Below are 22,924 nucleotides of genomic sequence, written 5' to 3'. Positions count from 1 at the left end.
CAGGCTCACTCCTACAGTTGAAATGCGCTCCCCTGTAGGAGTGAGCCTGCTCGCGATGGGGGCAACCCGGTCTTACTCCGGATTACGATTCCAGTATTTGAACAATGGCTCCGCCAGAAACAGCACAAACAGCAACCGCATCACCTGCATCGCTGTCACCAGCGGCACAGACAGTTGCAGCGTCTCCGCCGTCAGGCTCATTTCGGCGATGCCGCCAGGCATCATGCCCAGCGTCAGTGAACGCAGATCCAGATGAGTGAGCGCGCTCAAGCCCAACGCCGCCAGTGAGGCGATCAACATGGTCAACGCCGTGCCAATCAACGTCCGCCCCATAAAGGATGGCGCGCGACGGAAAAACTGCCGATTGAAGTGGCAACCCAAACCGCTGCCAATCAACCACTGGCCAATCTGACTGCCGCCATTGGGCAAGCCAATGTGCAGATCCCAGCCAATGCTCACCGCCGCACTCACCAGCAACGGCCCGAACAACCACGGATTGGGTTGACGCAAACGCTGCCAGAGCCACGCAAGCAAACCACCTGCCGGAAATAGAAACGCCAGCCAGCGCCAATCGACGCTGCCGGCATGAGAAATCGGTGTGTCATCGCCAAGCAAATACTTGAACGCCGCCGGCACGCACAGCACCACCACCAGCACGCGCAAACTCTGCCCCGCCGCAACATGACTGAGCAGCGCGCCATTGCGCGCGCCGAGGTTGACCATCTCCCCGGAACCCCCCGGCATGCTGGAAAAAAACGCCGTGGCGCGATCCTCGCCAGTACGGCGCATCAACCACACACCGACCACCGCCGACAGGCTGGTGACCAGCGCGCCGAAGAAGATCAATCCGAAATGACTGAGCACCTGTTCCATCACCACCGGGGTGAAGTGCAGGCCGATGCCAATGCCGACAATCCACTGGCCGCACTTGCGGCCGCCAGGGATTTCCGTGAGTTGCCACGGGGTCAGGCAGCGCACGAGGATGATCGCCAGCAACGAGCCGACCATCCACGGCAGTGGCCAGCCGATCTGACTGGCGAGATAACCGCCGAGCAGACCGACCAGCGGGGTTCCCCACCAGGATTTCAGTGAGGCGCGATCAAACATCGGCGATGGCGCGACGCGCGACCGAACGTTTGCGCCAGATGCGCAGCAGCGGCATCAGCAGCATGATCGCGGTCAGCACCCAGACACCGAAGGTGATCGGGCTCGACCAGAGGATCTCCAGCGCACCGTTGGAAATCGACAGTGCACGACGCAGGTTCTGCTCCATCAGACCACCGAGGATGAAGCCCAGCAGCACTGGCGACAACGGGAAGTCGAGTTTGCGCAGGATGTAGCCGAAGATACCGATGCCGACCATCAGGAACAGGTCGAACGTGGTGGCGTGCACCGCGTAGACGCCGATCCCGGTAATGATCGCGATCACCGGCACCAGTGCCCAGTTCGGCACCGCGAGGATGCGGGTGAAGATGCGGATCATCGGAATGTTGAGGATCACCAGCATGATGTTGGCGATGAACAACGAGGCGATCAGGCCCCAGACGATGTCCGGTTGTTGCTGGAACAGCAGCGGGCCCGGGGTGATGTTGTACAGCGACAGCGCGCCGATCATCACCGCCGTGGTGCCCGAACCTGGCACGCCCAGCGTCAGCATTGGCACCAGCGCACCGCAGGCCGACGCGCCAATGGCGGTTTCCGGCGCGGCGAGGCCACGGGCATCACCCTGACCGAATTTGCCGCTGGCGCCGGCGATGCGTTTTTCGGTCATGTAGGCCACGGCACTGGCCAGCGTCGCGCCGGCACCCGGCAATACGCCCATGATGAAACCGAGCAGGCCGCAACGGATGTTCACCACGAATACCGAAGACGCTTCCTTGAAGTTGAACATCATCCGGCCGGTAGCTTTCACTGCTTCCTGGCCGCGATGGGTTTTCTCCAGCAGCAACAGAATTTCACTGACCGAGAACAGGCCCAACACCAGCACGACGAATTGAATGCCGTCAGTCAGGTGAATGTTGTCACCGGTAAAGCGGTAAACGCCGCTGTTGGCGTCGATGCCGACGCTCGACAGGAACAGGCCGATCAACGCCGCGATAAAGGTTTTCAACGGTCGATCACCGGCCATGCCGCCGAGACAGACAATCGCAAACACCATCAGCACGAAGTATTCCGCCGGCCCAAAGGCAATCGCCCATTTCGCCAGCAGCGGCGCGAACAACACCATGCCGCAGGTGGCGATAAACGCGCCGATAAACGAACTCCACGCCGACAGCGACAGCGCTACACCGGCCAGACCTTTGCGGGCCATCGGGTAGCCGTCGAGGGTGGTCATCACGGTCGACGCTTCGCCCGGAATGTTCAGCAGAATCGAGCTGATCCGCCCGCCGTATTCGCAGCCCAGATATACCGCCGCGAGCAGGATCAACGCCGACTCCGGCGGTAGGCCGAGGGCGAAGGCAATCGGAATCAGCAGTGCCACGCCGTTGATCGGACCGAGGCCCGGCAGCAGGCCGACGACAGTGCCGATCAGTGTGCCAGTCAGGGCCGTGACCAGGTTGTAAGGGCTCAGCGCAACGCCGAAGCCTTGACCCAAATAACCGAGGGTATCCATATCAGTTCTCCAGCACGTCGAGCAGGCCAAGGGGCAGCGGAACGTCCATCACACGGTCGAACAGCAGGTACAGACCGATGGCCATCAGCGTCGTCACCACGATGCTCGGCATCCAGCGACCGCCATACAGGCGCGCCATCGGAATGCCGATGAGGATGCTGCTGAGGATGAAACCCAGCGGTTCGAAGAGGCCGGCGAACACCAGCAGCAGTGCGACGCAAATGGCGATCTTGGTCAGGGTTTCGCGATCCAGTGGCGGCTCGTCTTCACTGTGTTTGATCGGCGCCGGGCGGAACACCATGTACAGCAGCGCCGCGCCCATCAGGCCGAGCATCAGCAGAGGGAAGGCGCGCGGGCCCACCGGTTCGTAGGAAAAAGCCGCTTGGTACGGCCACGCCATCAATGCCAGGCCGGCGCAAACCAGCAACAACACGGAGGCGAAAATGCGTTGAATAAGCATGGGAGCTCCTGTGCTGCGTCCCCGTCAGCGGGAACGCAGCCGCTAGACAGGGACGATCACTGGATCAGGCCGAACTCTTTGGCCAGCACTTTGTAGTCCGCGACCTGCTTCTTCACGTAGGTGTCCAGTTCCGGGCCAGTCATGGCGAACGGGAACAGTTCACGCTGATCGCGCAGCTTGGCGAACTCCGGCGAGGCCAGCAGTTTGTCGAACGAGTCTTTCCACCAGGCGTAATCTTCGTCGCTGACTTTTGGCCCCAGGTAGAAGCCGCGCACTACCGGCCAGACGATGTCGTAGCCTTGCTCGCGCGCGGTCGGGATGTCTTTCATTTCCGGCTCGTCGAGACGCTTGTCGGCGAACACTGCGAGCAGACGCATGTCACCGCTCTGGATGTGCGGCATGGAGTCGGAGATGTCGGTACTGCCGACCTGGATGTGTCCGCCGAGCAGGGCGGTAGCGATTTCGCCGCCACCTTCGAGGGCGACGTAACGCAGGTCACGCGGGTTGATCCCGGCAGCCTTGGCGATCAGGGCGGTTTGCATCCAGTCCTGGCTGCCGACGGTGCCGCCGGAACCGATCACCACCGAGCTTGGATCTTTCTTCAGAGCCTGAACGAGATCGTCGAGGGTCTTGTAGGGCGAATCGCTTTTCACCGCGATGGCGCCGTAGCTGGTGCCAACCGCTGCCAGCCAGCGCACGTTGGTTTCATCGAAACGCCCGAACTTGCCTTGGGCCAGGTTCAGCAACGAACCGCTCGACCACGCCACCAGCGTGCCGGCATCGGCAGGGCGCTGAGCGACCACGGCGTTGTACGCCACCGCGCCGACACCGCCGGGCATGTAGGTGACGCGCATCGGTTTGGTCAGCAGTTTTTCGTTGACCAGTGCGCTCTGCACCAGTTTGCAGGTCAGGTCGAAACCACCGCCGGGGGAGGCCGGGGCGATACATTCCGGACGTTTCGGTTCAGCCATCAGTTGGCCGGCAAACAGGATGCAACTGGCGGCCAGTGCAACTTTACGCAGTGACAGGTTCATTCGATTCTCCACGGGCATTGTTGTTATTCGACGTGTTTTTCTTCAGCCGGCCATTACCACAACGCAACGCTGTAGCTCACCAGCAAACGCACTTCGTCTGCATCGCGAGCCGAGTAGTTGGAGCGGTAAGTGGCATTACGCAAACGCACGGCGACATCCTTCAAGGCGCCGCTTTGTACTACATATTTGATCTCGGTGTTGCGTTCCCACTCTTTGCCTTCTTCGCCGTTCTTGAGCTTGATGTTGTCACCGCTCAAGTAGCGGCTCATGAAGCTCAGGCCTGGAATGCCGAGCTTGGCGAAGTCAAAGTCGTAGCGAGCCTGCCAGGAGCGTTCTTCTGCGCCGGCGAAATCGTTGATCTGCACGAAGTTGACCAGATACGGGTCGCTGCCATCGACATACGGGAAGGCGCTGTCGCCGGACATGTGCTGATAACCGGCGCTGAACTTGTGGCCGCTCAGCGCATAGCTGACCAGGCCGTTGAGAGAGCGGTTGTCGATCTCGCCGCCACGGGCTGCGCCTTGGTCATCGCTGACGGCGAAACGCAGGTCAGTGGCAAACGTGCCCGGGCCCATCGGCCGTGAGGCGACCAGGCCGAAGAAGTGCTGGTTATAGACTTCGTCGAGTTGAGCGAAGTGGTAACTGCCGGTGATCTTGTCGGTGAACTTGTAATCCACGCCGCCAAAATCGAAATGCTTGCCGGCAGCGGTGCCAGCAAAACGGCTGTTCTTGTTATTGAGGGCGATGTCCTCGAAATCGGTGCTGTCGCGATCCTTGGCTTTCTCCAGACGGCCACCGGTGAACGTCAGGTTCTTGATCTCTTTGGAGGTCAGTAAACCGCCTTCAAAGGTCTGCGGCAGAATGCGCCCATCGTTCGGTTTGAGGATCGGCAGTTCAGGAATCAGGCTGCCGATTTTAAGTTCGGTGGCAGAGATTTTCACTTTGCCGGTCAGGCCGACTTTCGAGTATTCGTCAGCCGCGCGCCCATCATCGTGGGTCGGCAGCAGGCCTGTGCCGGTGCGGTCCGGACTCGAATCAAGTTTGACCCCAAGCATGCCTAACGCATCGACACCGAACCCGACGGTACCATCGGTGTATCCCGATTGCAGATTGAGCATGAAGCCTTGAGCCCATTCGTCACGCTTGGACTGCTGGGCACTGGTGCCATCGCGAAAGTCGCGGTTGAAATACATGTTGCGGGTTTCGAAGGTGGCGCTGCTGTCTTCAATGAAGTCGGCAAAACTCAACGGCGAAAAACCGGCAAGAGCGGCGGCACTGACGAGGGCGGTGTGGCTGAAACGGGAAGGGCGAACAGGCGTGGACGCCTGAGGCTGCATGGACGGCATGCGGGTGTACTCCGTTTATTGTTCTTATTGGTCGAAAACGCTTCGAGGCGTTTTTCGTTGCGCTGTGTGGCATCAGCGACGGCAGTCGGAACTGTCCGTGGGCCGACTCTAACCAGCTAACCTTTCGCTAACCTTTCAGCAGACTTTCAAGGTTTTCGGGCTTCACAGCGGCGGTTGCGGCTGTAAACTCCGCGGCAAAGCGTGGCGTTGGCCATCACTCAATGAGGTAAAGATCCATGCGTGTTCTGCTCGTCGAAGACCATCTGCAATTGGCCGAAAGCGTTGCGCAGGCGCTCAAGAGCACCGGTCTGACCGTGGATGTGTTGCACGATGGCGTGGCCGCCGATCTGGCGCTGGGCAGTGAGGAATACGCCGTGGCGATCCTCGATGTCGGCCTGCCACGCATGGACGGTTTCGAGGTCCTCGCGCGGTTGCGCGCACGTGGAAAAAATCTGCCGGTGTTGATGCTGACGGCGCGTAGCGATGTGAAGGATCGCGTCCACGGCCTCAATCTGGGCGCCGACGATTACCTCGCCAAACCGTTCGAACTGACCGAACTGGAAGCGCGGGTCAAAGCCTTGCTGCGTCGCAGTGTGCTCGGTGGCGAACGCCAGCAGCGCTGTGGCGTGCTGGCCTACGACCTCGACACCCGACGTTTCACCCTTGGCGAAGAATTGCTGACGTTGACGTCCCGCGAGCAAGCGGTGCTGGAAGCGCTGATTGCCCGGCCGGGGCGGGTGATGAGCAAGGAGCAACTGGCCTCCCAGGTGTTCGGTCTCGACGAAGAGGCCAGCCCCGATGCCATCGAAATCTACGTGCACCGCTTGCGCAAGAAACTCGACGGCCAACCGGTGGCGATCGTGACGTTCCGTGGTCTGGGGTATCTACTGGAAAGCCGCGATGCATAAGCCCAGCAGCCTGCGCTGGCGCTTGCTGTGGAACCTTGCATTGCTGCTGGTGGTGCTGATGCTCGCCAGCGGCTTGAGTGCCTACTGGAATGGTCGCGAAGCCGCCGACACCGCCTACGACCGCACGCTGCTGGCCTCGGCGCGAACCATCGCCGCAGGCCTGTCGCAACGTGACGGCACATTGAGCGCCGATGTGCCTTACGTGGCACTCGACACTTTCGCTTATGACAGCGCCGGGCGGATTTACTATCAGGTCAATGACATCCATCAGAAGCTGATTTCCGGCTATGAAAACCTGCCCGGGCCGCCACCGGGGACACCACGCACCGACAGTTACCCCGCGTTGGCGCGCTTCTATAACGCCACCTACAAAGGGCAAAACGTGCGCGTGGTCAGCCTGCTTAAAGCAGTGACCGAACCGAACATGAACGGCATGGCGGAAATCCGCGTCGCCGAAACCGATGAGGCACGGGTGAGCATGGCGCGCAGTCTGGCTGCCGATACCTTGCTGCGCCTGGGTATGTTGGCGATCGGTGCGTTGTTGTTGGTCTGGTTCGCGGTCAGTGCGGCACTGCGCCCATTGGAGCGCCTGCGCACGGCGGTGGAAGAGCGTCAGCCCGACGACTTGCGTCCGTTGCCATTGGTCGAAGTGCAGCATGAACTATGGCCGCTGGTGCGTGGACTTAACCATTTCACCGAGCGCCTGCGTGGGCAGTTTGAACGGCAGGCGCAGTTCATCGCCGATGCGGCCCATGAGTTGCGTACGCCTTTGGCAGCGCTGAAGGCGCGGCTTGAGTTGGGCCTGCGCTCCAACGATGCGGAAGTCTGGCGTTCGACGCTGGAGTCTTCGGCACAAAGCACTGATCGCCTGACTCATCTGGCCAATCAGTTGCTGTCGCTGGCACGCGTTGAAAACGGCGCCCGAGCGATTGCCGAGGGCGGCGCGCAGTTGCTCGATCTGAGTCAGTTGGCCCGGGAACTGGGCATGGCCATGGCACCGCTGGCGCACAAACGCGGGGTGGCGCTGGCGCTGGAGGCGGACGAACCGGTCTGGCTGCGCGGTGAGCCGACCCTGCTGAATGAGCTGCTGAGCAATCTGGTGGACAACGCCTTGGCGCACACCCCACCGGGCGGCAACGTGATTCTACGGGTGACCGCGCCGGCGGTACTTGAGGTTGAAGATGACGGGCCGGGTATTCCGCTGGAGGATCGCGATCGCGTGTTCGAGCGGTTCTACCGACGTAATCAGCAGGTGGCGGGCTCAGGGCTGGGGCTGGCAATCGTCGGTGAGATCTGTCGAGCGCATCTGGCCCAGATCAGCTTGCATGATGGCGAGCAGGCGGGGTTGAAGGTGCGGGTCAGTTTTATAGCCGGGTGATTGTGGTGGTTTTGCTGGCCCCTTCGCGAGCAGGCTCGCTCCCACTCTGGAATGCATTTTCCTGTGGGAGCGAGCCTGCTCACGAAGGGCGCGCCTCGGTCTCGGATCAGTAAAACATCGTCCGCGACTCTTCCAGATCCGCGCACAGTTCCTTGTTCTCCTGGTCGATCCCAAGCTTCCTGAACGCCGGAACTGTCATTGGATCAATCCGCGCAAACGGATGATCAGTGTCCTTGTGGCAATACAGGCTCGCCACTTGCACTAGATCGACGTAATCGATGGCTGTCGAATCGCGCTTGAAGTCCTGATAGCGCCCCGGCAACTCCACCAGACGTTCCGGAAACTCCCAGACCCGCAGGAGCTTGTCGCCCAGCAACGGATGAATGTGATCGATCACATGGTTGAGGCTGACCGGATCCGACAGCAGCTCATAGTGATCTTCGGCGTAGGTCAGAATCGGCAACACGCCGATCTGATGCACCAGCCCGCCGAGCGCTGCCTGATCGGGTTTGAGTTGTGTGTAGCGGCGGCACAACGCGTAACTGACCCCGGCAATTTCCAGGCTCTTGCGCCAGACTTCGCGCATCTTCTGCTCGACCACTTCGGAGCGGGCGTGGAAGATCTGCTCCATCACCAGGCCGATCGCCAGGTTGCTGCTGTAGTTGATGCCCAGCCGGGTGATGGCGGTGTGCAGGTCGGTGACTTCCTGTGCGGCGCGCAGCAGCGGGCTGTTGACCACTTTGATCAGGCGCGCTGACAGCGCCGTGTCCCGGCCGATGACTTTGCTCAGGTCGCTGACGCTGATTTCCGGGTCTTCAGCGGCCTTGCGAATCTGCAGGGCCACTTCCGGCAACGTGGGCAGAACCAGGTCATCGTTATCGATGGCCTCAACCAAATCCTGTTGGACTTTTTCCGCCAGTTCGCTCATTTAAACTCTCTAGGGTGTTGCAACAAATGCTGCGATCAGCGCTGGATTTCGCGGTCGCGATCCAGTTCGTAAGGCAGGTCGAGCAGATGCAGCGCGGGACCTTCGAGGGTGCCCAGATGCAAATCACCGGCTTCGGCAGCTTCGGCCTGCAGCACCGCCAGGAGTTCAATGTTTTGCCCGGCCTTGGCGGCCAGCACCACTTCGCCGATGGAGCTGTTGTGGCTTGGTGCAAACAGTTGTGTGCCAGGTTCTGGCAGGTCAGCAGCGTCCAGGCTCAAGCGGTACAGACGACGCTTGAGTTTGCCCAGGTACTGCATGCGCGCGACGATTTCCTGGCCGGTGTAGCAGCCTTTCTTGAAGCTCACGCCGCCAACGGCTTGCAGGTTGAGCATTTGCGGGATGAACAGCTCGCGGGTACTTGGCATGACCTGACCGATACCGGCACGGATCTGGCCCAGCAGCCATTGATTCAGCTCGGCTTCAGGCAGGGCTGCGGACAATTTGGCTTTGATCGCGTCAGTCTGATCGGCCGGTGCCCAGAGTTCGGCGCGATCCGGCGAGACGCGAATCGCGATCAGACCCTCATTACGCACAACGCTGTCGGTTTCCTCCGGCAGGTCCAGACCGAGGCTAGTCAAGGCGTTATCGCCATGCTCCAGGCCAAAACGTACCCAAGCGGCACTTTCGTCGGTCAGTTTCGATTTGGAGAACACCGCGTATTTTTTCAGGTCCGCCAGTTGCGGCTCCAGCAGCTCGCTGGCCATCGCCAGAACCACGCCGTCACCTTCGAGCAGAATGCGGAAGCTCGACTGCATCCGGCCTTTCTGCGTGCAGCGGGCGCCGAGGCTGGCGCGAGTGTCGTTGAGGTAATTGAGGTTGCAGGTCAACTGGCCTTGCAGGAATTTTCCGGCATCCGCGCCGCGAACCGCGAGAACGCCTTCATGAGACAGGGTGCAGAAAAAAGCAGAATCGGCCATGGGTCATCGCAGGGTAAATAGACTGGGGCACATCATAAGGGCGCGTTGTTGAAATGGGTAGTTGATAAAGGATCGGTGGTCCCCGACCAAAGCCGACTGTGCGACCTGTCTCGGGGCTGTATACTTGCCGCCAAATTTGAGGAGGGCTCCATGGTCGAACAAGTTGAACTGAATCGCCTCTTTTGGCACAGCCGTCGCGGCATGCTTGAGCTTGACGTGTTGCTGGTGCCGTTCGTGCAGGAGGTTTACGCGACGTTGAACCAGGTGGATCGCGATCTGTATGTCCGTCTGCTGACGTGCGAGGATCAGGACATGTTCGGTTGGTTCATGGAGCGCAGCGAGTCTGAAGATCCGGAACTGCAGCGCATGGTTCGCATGATCCTGGACCGTGTCCAGCCCAAGTAATACGTTCGAATGCCGCTGGCATGCCTCACGGCAGTTGCTGGCGGCGTATCTGCTGGCCCAGGCGTTCGCACTGGGTGCATTGTTTCTGCTATCGATTCCACTCTGGGCCAGTCTGCTCGGGGCTTTCGCCTGCCTGCTTCATGGCGTCTGGGTGTTGCCTCGGCAGATTCTGCTGAATCACCGTCGGGCTTTTCGCGGATTGCGCCGGGACGTCGATGGCTGGCAGTTGTGGAATCAGGCTGATGGTTGGCAGTCGGTGCAGTTGCGCCAGGACAGCCTCGCGCTGCCATTGATCGTGGTTCTGCGTTTTCGCCTGCGCGGCGAGTGGCGGGTCAGATCGATCTGTGTGCCCCGGGACTCGCAGGCGGCGGATCTGCACCGACGCCTGCGAGTACGGCTCAAGTTCAGCCGGCGTAGGTGGGCGGCACCAGAATAGTGTCGAGTGCCTCGGGCAGCAGATCAGGATAGTCGAGGGTGTAATGCAGGCCGCGACTCTCCTTGCGTTCCATGGCTGAGCAGATCATCAGTTCGGCGACTTGCGCCAGATTGCGCAACTCGATCAGATCGCGGCTGACTTTATAGTTGCTATAGAACTCGTCGATCTCGTCCAGCAGCAGGCGCACACGGTGTTGCGCCCGTTGCAGGCGCTTGTTGGTGCGCACGATACCGACGTAGTCCCACATGAACCGCCGCAGTTCATCCCAGTTGTGCGCGATGATCACATCCTCGTCCGAGTCGGTGACCTGGCTGGCGTCCCAGACGGGCAGGGCGTTTGGCGCGGTGATATCGTCCAGTTGCGCGAGAATGTCGGCTGCTGCCGAACGGGCATAGACGAAACATTCCAGCAGCGAATTACTGGCCATTCGGTTGGCGCCGTGCAGGCCGGTGAAACTCGTTTCGCCGATCGCGTACAGGCCCGGCACGTCGGTGCGGCCATGTTGATCGACCATCACGCCACCGCAGGTGTAGTGCGCCGCCGGCACGACGGGAATTGGTTGTTTGGTGATGTCGATGCCAAATCCGAGGCAGCGCTCATAAACAGTGGGGAAGTGCGTCTTGATGAAGTCTTCGGGCTTGTGGCTGATATCGAGATAGACGCAGTCGACACCCAGGCGCTTCATTTCGTGGTCGATGGCCCGGGCGACGATGTCGCGCGGTGCCAGTTCGGCGCGTTTGTCGAAGCGAGACATGAAGCGTTCGCCATTGGGCAGCTTCAAATGCGCGCCTTCGCCACGCAGGGCTTCGGTGATCAGAAAACTCTTGGCCTGCGGGTGATACAGGCAGGTCGGGTGGAACTGGTTGAATTCCAGGTTCGCCACCCGGCAACCCGAACGCCAGGCCATGGCGATGCCATCGCCGCAAGCGCCGTCGGGGTTGCTGGTATAGAGGTAGACCTTGGCGGCACCGCCGGAGGCCAGAATCACGAAGCGTGCACCGTAGGTGTCGACTTCGCCGGTTTTTCGATTGAGTACGTAGGCGCCGAGGCAGCGCTCGCCGTCCATGCCCAAACGTCGTTCGGTGATCAGATCGACAGCAACCCGCTGCTCCAGGAGTTCGATGTTCGAACGCTCTTTGGCCTGGGCCAGCAAGGTTTTGAAAATGGCCGCGCCGGTAGCATCAGCGGCGTGGATGATGCGCCGATGGCTGTGGCCGCCCTCTCGGGTCAAATGGAATTCGAACCCGCCGTCTTCAGTACCTGACTGATCGTCGCGGGTGAAGGGGACGCCTTGATCGATCAGCCACTGGATGGCTTCGCGGCTGTGCTCCACAGTGAAGCGCACGGCGTCTTCATGGCACAGCCCGCCGCCGGCGTTCAGGGTGTCGTCTACATGGGATTCGACAGTATCAGTGTCATCGAGCACGGCGGCGACGCCACCCTGGGCCCAGAAAGTTGAACCGTTGGCGAGATCGCCTTTGCTCAATACGGCAATGCGCAAATGACCTGGCAGGGTCAGCGCGAGACTCAAACCGGCAGCACCGCTGCCTATGACCAGAACATCGTGTTGGAATTGTTGGCTCATTACAGGATTCCGCTCAAAGCGACCCGGGTCGGGGGTGGTGCAAGACCGCTGGATCGGCGAGTCAAGACAGCCACACAGCCCACTAGTATATAGAGGGGGGGGACGGCACAATAGCCGGGCCGATATGGCATTGTGAAACTACTGTGACGGGAAAAAGGTGTGCTTCGTCGGAAGTTTTTTTTCCCTGTTTGGGGGAAAGGCGACTGTATCGGCGCTGAAACAGACGTTTTCTGCACAGAGTCGCCCAATGTCGGGTGGCGACGGCTATAAATAATTGGAACTTTTGCCAAAGGCCCAAGATCAATAGTCGGTGCCAGAGATAAGGGACAGTGTCGGCTTCAGTGCGGAATCCGCGGTTGGATTCCTGCCGGCGAAACCGATGACAAGATTATTCGCGCAGCCGGTTTATCCCGAGCTGCGTTTTTCGTGCGTGCCAAATCAGAGCCCGCAGGAAACTTGCCTGGAGGGGGAGAACTTTTGCGAAAAGCCCGAGTCTATGTTTGCAAGTCTGGTCGTTTAGTTATGCAAGTCTCCTTCGGGCTTATCGAGGAGTGTTCATGCTAACCCAGGAAGAGGATCAGCAGCTGGTCGAGCGCGTTCAACGCGGCGACAAGCGAGCTTTCGATCTGTTGGTGCTGAAATATCAGCACAAGATTCTCGGGTTGATCGTGCGTTTCGTGCACGACACCCATGAAGCCCAGGACGTGGCTCAGGAAGCCTTTATCAAGGCGTATCGAGCACTTGGAAACTTTCGCGGCGACAGTGCGTTTTATACGTGGCTGTACCGTATTGCCATTAACACGGCGAAGAATTACCTGGTTTCACGCGGCCGTCGGCCGCCGGACAGCGATGTAAGTTCCGAGGATGCAGAGTTCTACGATGGCGATCACGGCCTCAAGGATCTCGAATCACCAGAACGTGCACTGCTGCGGGATGAGATCGAAGGCACCGTCCATCGAACCATCCAGCAACTGCCAGAGGATTTGCGTACAGCTTTAACTTTACGTGAATTCGATGGTCTGAGTTACGAGGACATTGCGAGCGTCATGCAATGTCCGGTGGGTACCGTGCGCTCCCGGATTTTCCGCGCCCGGGAGGCCATCGATAAAGCCCTGCAGCCGTTGTTGCAGGAAAACTGAGACAGCGGCGACAGCCAAGAGAGGAACGCCATGAGTCGTGAAGCCCTGCAGGAATCGCTGTCCGCAGTGATGGATAACGAAGCGGACGAACTGGAATTGCGTCGGGTGCTCAATGCACTGGACGACGTAGAAACCCGTGAGACCTGGGCTCGTTACCAGATCGCTCGGGCAGCCATGCACAAGGATCTGCTGCTGCCACGTCTGGACATCGCTGCGGCAGTGTCTGCTGCACTGGAAGACGAAACGGCTCCGGCCAAAGTATCGCGCAGCCCATGGCGTAACCTTGGCCGTCTGGCTGTTGCAGCCTCGGTGACTGTTGCCGTTCTGGCCGGTGTTCGCCTGTACAACCAGGACGAAATCGCTGGTGTCGAACTGGCTCAGCAATCCAATCAGCCAACTCTGGCGACCCCACAGGTCAAAGGCCCGGCTGTTCTGGCAGGCTATAGTGAGAGTTCGGAAGCCACTGGCCCGATGGCCAACGGCGTACTGCAAGGTCAGCCAGGCTGGCACGATCAGCGTCTGCCAGGCTACCTGCGTCAGCACGCTCAGCAGGCTGCACTGAAAGGTACTGAAAGCGCGTTGCCATACGCACGTGCTGCAAGCCTGGAAAACCGTTAAGGAGGATCATGCGCGCCATACCTCTACTTTCGCTTCTGCTCAGTGGCTGGTTCATTGTTCCAGCCCACGCTGATGAGGCCCAGGACTGGTTGACCCGTCTGGGCCAGGCCGAGCAGCAGCAAAGCTTTCACGGCACATTCGTTTACGAGCGTAACGGTAGCTTTTCTACCCATAACATCTGGCATCGCGTCCAGAATGGCCAGGTCCGCGAGCGTTTACTTCAGCTCGATGGTTCGGCGCAGGAAGTCGTGCGCATTGATGGACACACTCAATGCGTCAGCGGCACCCTGATTGCCGGTCTGGGGGATTCTCCCAACTCGGCCGCTCGTCCTCTCGATCCGCAAAAGCTGAAAAACTGGTATGACCTCGCCGTGATTGGCAAGTCGCGTGTGGCTGGGCGGGACGCAGTGATTGTTTCGCTGACGCCTCGCGATCAGCATCGTTACGGTTTTGAGTTGCATCTGGACAAGAAAACGGGCTTGCCGCTGAAGTCGTTACTGCTAAACGACAAGGGGCAGTTGCTCGAGCGCTTCCAGTTCACCAGTCTTGATACTGATGAAGTCCCGTCTGACAAAGATTTGCAGGCTGACGCTGACTGCAAGGCAGTTACTTTGGACAGCGACAAGGCTTCGGCGGTCAAGGCCGCTCAGGTATGGCACTCTGAATGGTTGCCGCCGGGCTTCGAACTGACCAGCAGTACTTCGCACAAAGATCCGGAAACCAAGACTCAGGTCAACAGCTTGCTGTATGACGACGGTCTGGCGCGTTTTTCGGTTTTCCTTGAGCCATTGAACGGCGAAACCGTCACTGACACGCGGACACAGCTGGGCCCGACCGTTGCCGTTTCCCGCCGCCTGACCACGCCTGAGGGCGAAATGATGGTCACCGTGGTCGGTGAGATCCCGATTGGTACTGCCGAACGAATTGCTCTGTCGATGCGTAATACCGATGGCACTGCAACCAGCAAGCAGTGAGCTGATTTCAGTCGTTACCACTTCTTTGTCGAGACGTAGATGAAATGTTTGCTGAGCATTTTCATTTGCAAATACCCTGAAAATTTTTTATAGGTCAGAGCCTCACGGCTCTGGCCTTGTTTGTTGTTGCCGGAACAAAAATGCCGGTCGGTGGTTTCCGGTGTTCCTTGCTCCATATCGCTTAACCCTGCTCGTCGTAACGGGAGCTGTATGTCGATACCAAGTTTGAAATCTTATCTCTCCATTTTCGCCACCGTGCTGTTGCTCGGTCAGGCTGTACCTGCTGCGCAAGCAGCCGATCTGCCTGACTTCACCCAATTGGTCGAACAAGCGTCGCCAGCCGTGGTGAACATCAGTACCACGCAGAAACTGCCGGATCGCAAAGTGAACCAGCAGATGCCTGATCTGGAAGGCCTGCCGCCGATGCTGCGCGAGTTCTTCGAACGTGGCATGCCGCCTCAACAGCGTTCGCCGGGCGGTGGTGGTCGTCAGCGTGAAGCGCAGTCGCTGGGCTCGGGCTTCATCATCTCTCCGGATGGCTACATCCTGACCAACAACCACGTGATTGCCGATGCCGACGAAATTCTCGTCCGCCTCGCCGACCGCAGCGAAATGAAAGCCAAGCTGATCGGCACCGACCCACGTTCCGACGTGGCGCTGCTGAAAATCGAAGGTAAGGATCTGCCGGTATTGAAGCTTGGCAAATCCCAGGACCTGAAAGCCGGCCAGTGGGTCGTCGCTATCGGTTCGCCGTTCGGCTTCGACCACACCGTGACCCAAGGCATCGTCAGTGCCGTCGGTCGTAGTCTGCCGAACGAAAACTATGTGCCGTTCATTCAGACTGACGTGCCGATCAACCCGGGCAACTCCGGTGGTCCGCTGTTCAACCTGAGCGGTGAAGTGGTCGGCATCAACTCGCAGATCTACACCCGTTCGGGCGGCTTCATGGGCGTATCGTTCGCGATTCCTATCGACGTGGCAATGGATGTGTCCAACCAACTGAAGAGCGGTGGCAAGGTCAGCCGTGGCTGGCTGGGCGTGGTCATCCAGGAAGTGAACAAGGATCTCGCCGAGTCGTTCGGTCTGGATAAACCGGCCGGCGCGCTGGTTGCCCAGATTCAGGATGACGGCCCGGCAGCCAAGGGCGGTCTGCAAGTCGGTGACGTGATCCTGAGCATGAACGGCCAGCCGATCGTCATGTCTGCTGACCTGCCACATCTGGTCGGCGCGCTGAAGGCTGGCGCCAAAGCCAATCTGGAAGTGATTCGTGAAGGCAAGCGCAAGAACGTCGAACTGACGGTTGGCGCGATCCCGGACGAAGACAAAGAACTGGATGCACTGCCAAAGTCTGGCGCTGAAACCACCAGCAACCGTCTCGGTGTTGCCGTGGGCGAACTGACTGCCGAGCAGAAGAAAACCTACGACCTTAAAGGTGGTGTGGTGATCAAGGAAGTGCAGGACGGTCCTGCAGCGTTGATCGGTCTGCAACCAGGTGACGTGATTACTCACCTGAACAACCAGGCCATCGGCTCCAGCAAGGAGTTCGGTGAGATCGCCAAAGCGCTGCCGAAGAACCGCTCGGTGTCGATGCGCGTGCTGCGTCAAGGCCGTGCCAGCTTCATCACCTTCAAGCTGGCTGAATAACCCAGCGGTAAGGTAAAAAAGAAACCGCCTCGAAAGAGGCGGTTTTTTTATGCCTGAAGCTTTTGTCTTGGTGGGTAACGATCAGCCCATCATGTCCTTGATCATCCGCTCCTGCTCCATCAGCTCACGCTGACGGGCGTCAATCCGCGAGGACAGCGGGAAGTTGCTGCCAGCCTTGCGCTTGGCGAAGTCCAGTTGCTGGATGGCTTGGCGGTAGTCGCCGACCAGTGCGAAGTATTCTGCGCGCGCCTGGTGCAGGCCGATGATATTGCCCGACAAGCCACGAGTCTCTGCGACCTGATACCAGACGTCCGGATCATCCGGACGTGACTTGAGTAATGCTTCCAGTGCTTTCTCGGCATCCGGCGCGCGATTCTGTTTCAGTAGCAGATCCACCCGAACCTGATTCAGGGGATAGTTGCCCGGATATTGCGTGAGCATGCGGTCAACCCGCGATTGCGCATCCGGCAAACGATTATTGGTAATGTCCAGATCGACCTGAGCAAGGTTGTAGATGATTTCGTTAGGCGATGTTGCCAGCAATTGCTTGAGGTTCTCACGCGCCTCATTCAATTGGCCGCCCTTGATCTGTGCAATCGCCAGACCGTAGCGCGCCACATCGTTTTTCGGATTCTCATCCAGCTGCGCACGGAAACGCTTGGCGCCCAGGCCCGGGGTTTCTTCGTAGATCAACTGCACGCGCGCGCGGATCAACTGATAGCGCTTGGAGTCTTCAATGCCGCCCGGTTTGGCCTGTTCGGCGCGGTTGCGGGTGTCGGCGATACGCGATTCGGTCACCGGGTGAGTCAGCAGGAATTCCGGTGGCTTGGCGTCGAAACGATATTGACGCATCAAGCGTTCGAACATGGTCGGCATCGAGCGCGGGTCATACCCGGCCTTTTCCAGATTGAGAATGCCGATACGGTCGGCTTCCTGTTCGTTCTGACGGGAGAAGGTCCGCTGCGATTGAATCGCCGCCGCCTGAGTGCCGGCGATGGTCGCGATACCGGCGTCACCGCCGCCGGCTGCCGCAATGACGATCCCGGCCAGCAGCGCGGCCATCATCGGCACCTGCATCCGTTGCGAAGCCTCTACACCACGAGCAAAGTGGCGTTGCGACAAGTGCGCCAATTCGTGGGCAAGAACCGAGGCATATTCACCCTCGGTCTGCGCGTTGAGGAACAAGCCGCCGTTGACCCCGACCACACCACCCGGCGCGGCAAAAGCGTTGAGCTGCGGGCTGTTGATCAGAATGAATTCAAGGCGCCGGTCAGTGACCTGGCTGGTCTCCACCAACTTGTACACGCTGGATTCGACGTAGTCTTTGAGCTGTGGATCGTTGAGCTGTGAAACCTGGCTGCGCAACATCGCCAGCCAGGCGCGGCCGAGCTGGTATTCCTGTTGCGGCGAGACAATGGCAGAACTGGCGTCGCCGAGTGACGGCAGATCGTCGGCAAAGCCTGGTGAGGCGAGCAGGCAAGCGAGCGTCAGCAGGGTAGGGCGCAGAAAAGTCATGCACAAAGCCTTAGAAGACAAAGACCTTACTGTAGCCGGACACCGGAGCTGCGACCAGATATTCTAGGCAGCTCGACGACCCGAACCGGAGTGACGCAATGACTGACGCTGTAGCCCATGACGTGGAACTGGACGCCAGTGGCCTGAATTGTCCGTTGCCGTTGCTCAAGGCAAAAATGGAACTCAACAAGCTCCAGAGTGGCGCTGTTCTCAAAGTCATCGCGACTGATGCGGGTTCACAGCGCGACTTTCGCACCTTTGCCAAGTTGGCCGGTCATACGCTGCTGCGCGAAGAAGACGAAGCAGGCGTCTATCGTTACTGGTTGAAAAAGGCCTGAAACCGACAGCGTTAAATCTAAGGATTATTGATGTTCAAAGTGTTACGCGACTGGATTCAGCGCTACTTCTCCGATGAAGAAGCCGTGGTGCTGGCGGTGCTGCTGTTTCTCGCCTTCACGGCCGTGCTCACGCTTGGCGGCATGCTCGCGCCAGTGTTGGCGGGGATGGTGCTGGCGTATCTGATGCAGGGCCTGGTGGTCACGCTGGAACGTCTGCGCGTGCCGGGTGGCGTGGCGGTAGGGTTGGTGTTTGCGCTGTTCATGGGCGTGCTGATGCTGTTTATCGTCGTGGTGCTGCCGTTGCTCTGGCATCAGTTGATCACGCTGTTCAACGAGCTGCCCGGGATGCTCGCCAAATGGCAATCGCTGCTGTTGCTGTTGCCCGAGCGCTATCCGCATCTGGTGTCCGACGAGCAGGTTTTGCAGGCGATCGAGGCCGCGCGCGGCGAGATCGGCAAGTTCGGCCAGTGGGCGCTGACATTCTCGCTGTCGAGTCTGCCGCTGCTGGTGAACATCATGATCTACCTGGTGCTGGTGCCGATTCTGGTGTTCTTCTTCCTGAAGGACCGGGCGATGATCGGCGAGTGGGTGCGTGGTTATCTGCCACGTGAGCGCGCGCTGATCACTCGGGTTGCGCAGGAAATGAACCGGCAGATCGCCAACTACATTCGTGGCAAGGTCATTGAAATCGTGATTTGTGGCGGTGTGACCTACATCGCCTTTGTCGCCCTTGGGCTCAACTATGCCGCACTGCTGGCGTTGCTGGTCGGTGTGTCGGTGGTGGTGCCGTATGTCGGCGCTGTGGTCGTGACCGTGCCGGTGCTGTTGATCGCATTGTTCCAGTGGGGCTGGAGTGATCAGTTCATCTATCTGATGGCGGTGTACGGCATCATTCAGACACTGGATGGCAACGTGCTGGTGCCATTGCTGTTCTCGGAGGCGGTCAACCTGCACCCGGTGGCAATTATCTGCGCGGTGCTGTTGTTTGGCGGGTTGTGGGGATTCTGGGGCGTGTTCTTTGCGATCCCGCTGGCGACGCTGTTCAAGGCGGTGCTGGATGCGTGGCCGCGCCAAGAGCCGGCGGTGGCGCCACTGCTGTAGCGGTTGATGCAAATTGTTTGGTGACACTTAGGGCCCATTCGCGAGCAAGCTCGCTCCCACATTGGACTTGTGAGCGCCACAGATCCAATCTGGGAGCGAGCCTGCTCGCGAAGGCGTCAGTAAAAATGACGCAAAACCATCAGGCTTTATTCAGATCCTGAGCAGCAGCCAATACGGCATCCACATGCCCCGGCACTTTCACACCGCGCCATTCCTGACGCAGCACACCGTCCTTATCAATCAGGAACGTGCTGCGATCAACGCCCAGGTATTCCTTGCCGTACAGCTTTTTCAACTTGATCACGTCGAACAATTGGCAGACAGCCTCGTCCTTGTCACTGATCAGCTCAAACGGAAATTCCTGCTTGCACTTGAAGTTCTCGTGGGACTTCAGGCTGTCGCGGGAGATACCGAATATCTCGGTATTGGCTGCCTGGAACGCGGCGTACTGATCACGAAAGCCCTGACCTTCAGTGGTGCAGCCCGGCGTGCTGTCCTTAGGGTAAAAGTAGATCACCACTTGCTGGCCCTTCAGGGCAGACAGGCTGACGGTCTGCCCGCTAGTGGCAGGCGCTTCGAAATCGGCAACCGGTTGGTCGATGACAACGGCCATGAAAGCTTCCTTACATTGGGTTTTGTGGGCGCCAAGGCTCGATCAGTGCATCCAGGTTCATCGCATCGGAGAAATCGAGGAACTGGTCGCGCAGCCAGCTGATCTGGGTGCCGGCCGGCAGGGTCACGGTGAACGTGGCGTTGAGCATGGTGCCGCCGGTCTGCGGCGCCTGATAGGTGTCGCAGGTCAGGTTTTCCAGTTCGACGTTGTGATCCATGAAGAACTGGCACAGCTCATTGATGATGTCCGGGCGATACGCCGAACTCACATACGCCACGTACGGCAGCGCCTGCGGACGATTTTCCAGCGGCGCGCTGCGCACTACGTTGACGGTGAAAGCATGTTTCTTGGACAGGCCCGACAGACTGCCTTCCAGGCGAGCAAGGGCGTCCCAGCTGCCGGAGACCTCAAGGATCAGCGCACTGCACTCGCCATGGCGAGTCAGGCGCGAAGTAACCACGGCGCAGCGATTTTCATGGCTGGCGCGGCACAGGACGTTAGTCAGCTCCATGGGGTTGGCGCCGAGGGCACTGATGACAAGGAATTGTTCGCGAACTGTGGGGGTGGACATGCAGCATTCCTAAAGCGATGAGCGGTCGGTAGGTTTACGGGCGTTGGCTGCCGTGGAGTGCCTGTTCTGGCGGTCCGTACAAAGAGGCCCGGCAAGCTCGCGGCTCGCTCCACTATAGCGGGAGCGCGCCGATGCGACGCAGGAACGGGGTCTGGGAGGCCGAAAAGGGAGGCTGGAACCCGGCGTACAAGCTGATCAGTACCGATCAAAGTCTGAAGGGTAGCGAAAAGCGGCGCCAAGGGGAATGGCGGCAGCGCAGTACTTCGCTTGTGCAAGCATCTTGGCGCCAGTACCATTACCGCTCTCTTTTTCCGGCAGGAGCGGTTTCATGATTGCGGGCAGTATGGTGGCACTGGTCACTCCCATGGATGCACAAGGGCGTCTTGACTGGGACAGCCTCAGCAAACTCGTGGACTTCCATCTCAAGAACGGCACCCATGCCATTGTCGCGGTCGGTACTACCGGCGAGTCGGCAACCCTTGATGTAGAAGAACACATCGCCGTCATCAAAGCCGTGGTCAAACAGGTTGCCGGGCGCATCCCGGTCATCGCCGGCACCGGCGCCAACTCGACCCGCGAAGCCGTCGAGCTGACCCGCAACGCCAAAGAAGCCGGCGCCGATGCCTGCCTGCTGGTCGTTCCGTACTACAACAAGCCGACTCAGGAAGGCCTGTACCAGCACTTCAAACACATCGCCGAGTCTGTCGACATTCCACAGATTCTCTATAACGTTCCTGGCCGCACCTCTTGCGACATGCAGGCCGAGACCGTGATCCGCCTGTCCACCGTGCCGAACATCATCGGTATCAAGGAAGCCACCGGCGACCTGAAACGTGCCAAAGCGATCATTGATGGCGTGAGCAAGGACTTCATCGTGCTGTCCGGCGATGATCCGACCGCCGTTGAACTGATCCTGCTGGGCGGCAAAGGCAACATCTCGGTGACCGCCAACGTCGCTCCGCGCGAAATGGCTGATCTGTGCGAGGCCGCGCTGAAAGGCGACGCTGACACCGCACGGGCGATCAACGAAAAACTGATGCCGCTGCACAAAGACCTGTTCATCGAAGCCAACCCGATTCCGGTGAAGTGGGCTTTGGTTGAAATGGGCCTGATGCACGAAGGCATCCGCCTGCCACTGACCTGGCTGAGCACCCCTTGTCATGAAACGCTGCGCTCGGCCCTGCGCCAGTGCAGCGTCCTGGTTTAATTGAGGAAGTACAACGCATGAAGCGAATGGCCGGACTTTCCGCACTTGCCTTGATTATCTCCAGCACCAGTGGCTGCGGATGGGTCTGGGGCCCGGAAGGTTATTTCCGTGACCGTGGTAGCGATTACCTGGAAGCGCAACAGACTGCACCGATGCAACTGCCACCGGATGTCAGCACTTCCAAGCGTCTGGATCCGCTGTTGCCGATCCCGCGCAACGTTGCTGATGACACCGCCAAGGGCGAATACATTGTGCCGCGTCCTCAGCCGCTGTCGGCCGTTGCCGATGCCAGCGATTACTCGCTGCAGAAGAGCGGTGATTCGCGTTGGGTCGTAGCCCAGCACCCACCGGCCGAAGTCTGGCCAGTGGCGGTGCAGTTCTTCCAGGACAACGGTTTCCGTCTGGATGAACAGCGCCCGCAAACCGGCGAATTCACCACCACCTGGCAGCATTCCGACGAACTGTCCGCGTCCATGGCCAAGCGCCTGAGCGCAGCCGGTATCGCCAGCGACAGCGAAACCCGCGTACGTGTGCGTATCGAGCCGGGCGTGCAGCGCAACACCAGTGAAATCTACGTGGTCAGCGCCGAGCGTCCTGCCGGTAGCACTGCCGATGTGGCCTTCACCAACCGTTCGGTCAACACGGGTCTGGACGCGGCGCTGGTCGATGACATGCTCGCAAGCATGAGCCGGATCTCCGAGAAGGGCGGTTCGGTGTCGATGCTGGCCTCGCGTGATTTCGATACGCCGAGCCGTGTCAGCCTCAGCGAAGACGGCAGCGGTAACCCGGTGTTGAACGTCGGTAACGATCTGGACCGTGCCTGGTCGAGCGTTGGCCGTGCACTGGAACAAGGCGAATGGCGCGTTGAAGACATCAACCGCAGCCTCGGCCTGTACTACATCAACCTGGCCGAAAAAGCCGAGAAGAAAGACGACAAGCCTGGTTTCTTCAGCAGCCTGTTCGGCAGCGCGCCGAGCAAGGAAGAAGTTGAAGCCCGTGCCGAGCGTTATCAGGTTCGCCTGAGCAAGGTTGGCGAGAACATTCAGGTCACCGTCGAGAAAAACATCAACACCGTCGCGCCGGCTGAAGTGGCACGCAAAGTGTTGAGCGTGATTCAGGACAACCTGGGCTGA

23 protein-coding genes are annotated in these 22,924 nt (G+C 59.5%); 12 read left to right on the top strand and 11 right to left on the bottom strand.

Going from position 1 to position 22,924, the window contains the following annotated elements:
- Positions 1–72: 72 nt before the first annotated feature.
- Genes ACM6IN_RS02925 through ACM6IN_RS02905 form a run of 5 tightly spaced genes read right to left on the bottom strand, consistent with a single transcriptional unit; the run spans position 73 to position 5,454 of the window.
- On the bottom strand, positions 73–1,107 hold the full coding sequence (locus tag ACM6IN_RS02925) for an AbrB family transcriptional regulator (RefSeq protein ID WP_414915372.1): 1,035 nt from the start codon (positions 1,105–1,107) through the stop codon (positions 73–75).
- Positions 1,100–2,614 (bottom strand): tripartite tricarboxylate transporter permease, encoded by a 1,515-nt coding sequence (locus ACM6IN_RS02920; protein ID WP_007911435.1) that lies wholly within the window; start codon positions 2,612–2,614, stop codon positions 1,100–1,102. Before ACM6IN_RS02920 ends, ACM6IN_RS02925 begins: the two co-directional genes overlap by 8 nt.
- A gap of 1 nt (position 2,615) precedes the next feature.
- Entirely contained in the window at positions 2,616–3,074 is a 459-nt protein-coding gene (locus tag ACM6IN_RS02915; RefSeq protein WP_007911434.1) for a tripartite tricarboxylate transporter TctB family protein, read from the bottom strand.
- Positions 3,075–3,130: 56 nt separating this feature from the next.
- Positions 3,131–4,108: a Bug family tripartite tricarboxylate transporter substrate binding protein gene (locus tag ACM6IN_RS02910; protein WP_007911432.1), complete on the bottom strand. Its 978-nt coding sequence runs from the start codon at positions 4,106–4,108 to the stop codon at positions 3,131–3,133.
- Between the two features lie 53 nt (positions 4,109–4,161).
- On the bottom strand, positions 4,162–5,454 hold the full coding sequence (locus ACM6IN_RS02905; RefSeq protein WP_007911430.1) for an OprD family porin: 1,293 nt from the start codon (positions 5,452–5,454) through the stop codon (positions 4,162–4,164).
- Positions 5,455–5,690: 236 nt separating this feature from the next.
- Between ACM6IN_RS02905 and ACM6IN_RS02900 the strand changes: the two genes are divergently transcribed.
- Complete coding sequence (locus ACM6IN_RS02900; RefSeq protein ID WP_007911422.1) at positions 5,691–6,362, top strand: response regulator; 672 nt, start codon at positions 5,691–5,693, stop codon at positions 6,360–6,362.
- Complete coding sequence (locus ACM6IN_RS02895; RefSeq protein ID WP_007911421.1) at positions 6,355–7,740, top strand: sensor histidine kinase; 1,386 nt, start codon at positions 6,355–6,357, stop codon at positions 7,738–7,740. Before ACM6IN_RS02900 ends, ACM6IN_RS02895 begins: the two co-directional genes overlap by 8 nt.
- A 106-nt stretch (positions 7,741–7,846) precedes the next feature.
- Here the strand turns inward: ACM6IN_RS02895 and ACM6IN_RS02890 are convergent, their stop codons facing one another.
- Positions 7,847–8,668: an HDOD domain-containing protein gene (locus ACM6IN_RS02890; RefSeq protein WP_007911420.1), complete on the bottom strand. Its 822-nt coding sequence runs from the start codon at positions 8,666–8,668 to the stop codon at positions 7,847–7,849.
- A 35-nt stretch (positions 8,669–8,703) separates the two neighbouring features.
- Entirely contained in the window at positions 8,704–9,645 is a 942-nt protein-coding gene (locus tag ACM6IN_RS02885; protein WP_414915371.1) for a YgfZ/GcvT domain-containing protein, read from the bottom strand.
- A 150-nt stretch (positions 9,646–9,795) separates the two neighbouring features.
- Between ACM6IN_RS02885 and ACM6IN_RS02880 the strand changes: the two genes are divergently transcribed.
- Positions 9,796–10,050, top strand: coding sequence for a succinate dehydrogenase assembly factor 2 (locus ACM6IN_RS02880; protein WP_007911418.1), 255 nt, complete (start codon positions 9,796–9,798; stop codon positions 10,048–10,050).
- Entirely contained in the window at positions 10,034–10,486 is a 453-nt protein-coding gene (locus ACM6IN_RS02875; protein WP_095113789.1) for a protein YgfX, read from the top strand. Before ACM6IN_RS02880 ends, ACM6IN_RS02875 begins: the two co-directional genes overlap by 17 nt.
- Here ACM6IN_RS02875 and nadB read toward each other — a convergent pair.
- Entirely contained in the window at positions 10,455–12,071 is a 1,617-nt protein-coding gene (gene nadB / locus ACM6IN_RS02870) for an L-aspartate oxidase (RefSeq protein WP_007911416.1), read from the bottom strand. The two genes, ACM6IN_RS02875 and nadB, sit on opposite strands and share 32 nt — an antisense overlap.
- A 557-nt stretch (positions 12,072–12,628) precedes the next feature.
- On the opposite strand from nadB, the gene rpoE reads away from it, so the two are divergent.
- The 4 genes from rpoE to ACM6IN_RS02850 all read left to right on the top strand — a co-directional run bounded on the left by rpoE (position 12,629) and on the right by ACM6IN_RS02850 (position 16,446).
- Positions 12,629–13,210 (top strand): RNA polymerase sigma factor RpoE, encoded by a 582-nt coding sequence (gene rpoE, locus ACM6IN_RS02865; protein WP_003172477.1) that lies wholly within the window; start codon positions 12,629–12,631, stop codon positions 13,208–13,210.
- 30 nt (positions 13,211–13,240) lie between these two features.
- Positions 13,241–13,828, top strand: coding sequence for a sigma-E factor negative regulatory protein (locus ACM6IN_RS02860; protein WP_007911408.1), 588 nt, complete (start codon positions 13,241–13,243; stop codon positions 13,826–13,828).
- 8 nt (positions 13,829–13,836) lie between these two features.
- Positions 13,837–14,802 (top strand): MucB/RseB C-terminal domain-containing protein, encoded by a 966-nt coding sequence (locus ACM6IN_RS02855; protein WP_007911407.1) that lies wholly within the window; start codon positions 13,837–13,839, stop codon positions 14,800–14,802.
- 210 nt (positions 14,803–15,012) lie between these two features.
- Positions 15,013–16,446, top strand: a complete 1,434-nt coding sequence (locus tag ACM6IN_RS02850) for a DegQ family serine endoprotease (protein ID WP_007911403.1) — start codon at positions 15,013–15,015, stop codon at positions 16,444–16,446.
- Between the two features lie 81 nt (positions 16,447–16,527).
- On the opposite strand, the gene ACM6IN_RS02845 is transcribed toward ACM6IN_RS02850, so the two are convergent.
- Positions 16,528–17,961 carry a M48 family metalloprotease gene (locus ACM6IN_RS02845; RefSeq protein WP_016984698.1) on the bottom strand — a complete coding sequence of 478 codons (1,434 nt, stop codon included), beginning with the start codon at positions 17,959–17,961 and terminating at the stop codon, positions 16,528–16,530.
- A 98-nt stretch (positions 17,962–18,059) separates the two neighbouring features.
- Here ACM6IN_RS02845 and ACM6IN_RS02840 point away from each other — a divergent pair, with 98 nt between their 5' ends.
- Positions 18,060–18,299 (top strand): sulfurtransferase TusA family protein, encoded by a 240-nt coding sequence (locus ACM6IN_RS02840; protein WP_007911399.1) that lies wholly within the window; start codon positions 18,060–18,062, stop codon positions 18,297–18,299.
- A 30-nt stretch (positions 18,300–18,329) separates the two neighbouring features.
- The gene (locus tag ACM6IN_RS02835; RefSeq protein ID WP_034153151.1) at positions 18,330–19,400 is read left to right on the top strand and encodes an AI-2E family transporter; all 1,071 of its coding nucleotides are present in this window, start codon (positions 18,330–18,332) and stop codon (positions 19,398–19,400) included.
- A gap of 139 nt (positions 19,401–19,539) precedes the next feature.
- Here the strand turns inward: ACM6IN_RS02835 and ACM6IN_RS02830 are convergent, their stop codons facing one another.
- Complete coding sequence (locus ACM6IN_RS02830) at positions 19,540–20,013, bottom strand: peroxiredoxin (protein WP_414915370.1); 474 nt, start codon at positions 20,011–20,013, stop codon at positions 19,540–19,542.
- Between the two features lie 10 nt (positions 20,014–20,023).
- On the bottom strand, positions 20,024–20,584 hold the full coding sequence (locus tag ACM6IN_RS02825) for a glycine cleavage system protein R (RefSeq protein WP_007911394.1): 561 nt from the start codon (positions 20,582–20,584) through the stop codon (positions 20,024–20,026).
- Positions 20,585–20,912: 328 nt separating this feature from the next.
- On the opposite strand from ACM6IN_RS02825, the gene dapA reads away from it, so the two are divergent.
- On the top strand, positions 20,913–21,791 hold the full coding sequence (dapA, locus tag ACM6IN_RS02820; protein WP_007911392.1) for a 4-hydroxy-tetrahydrodipicolinate synthase: 879 nt from the start codon (positions 20,913–20,915) through the stop codon (positions 21,789–21,791).
- A gap of 17 nt (positions 21,792–21,808) precedes the next feature.
- A complete protein-coding gene (gene bamC, locus ACM6IN_RS02815; RefSeq protein ID WP_095113787.1) occupies positions 21,809–22,924 on the top strand; it encodes an outer membrane protein assembly factor BamC in 1,116 nt (371 codons plus the stop codon).

The organism is Pseudomonas sp. IT-P395, from assembly GCF_949767675.1.
GTDB lineage: Bacteria > Pseudomonadota > Gammaproteobacteria > Pseudomonadales > Pseudomonadaceae > Aquipseudomonas.
This window is presented reverse-complemented; position numbering and strand designations above follow the sequence as displayed.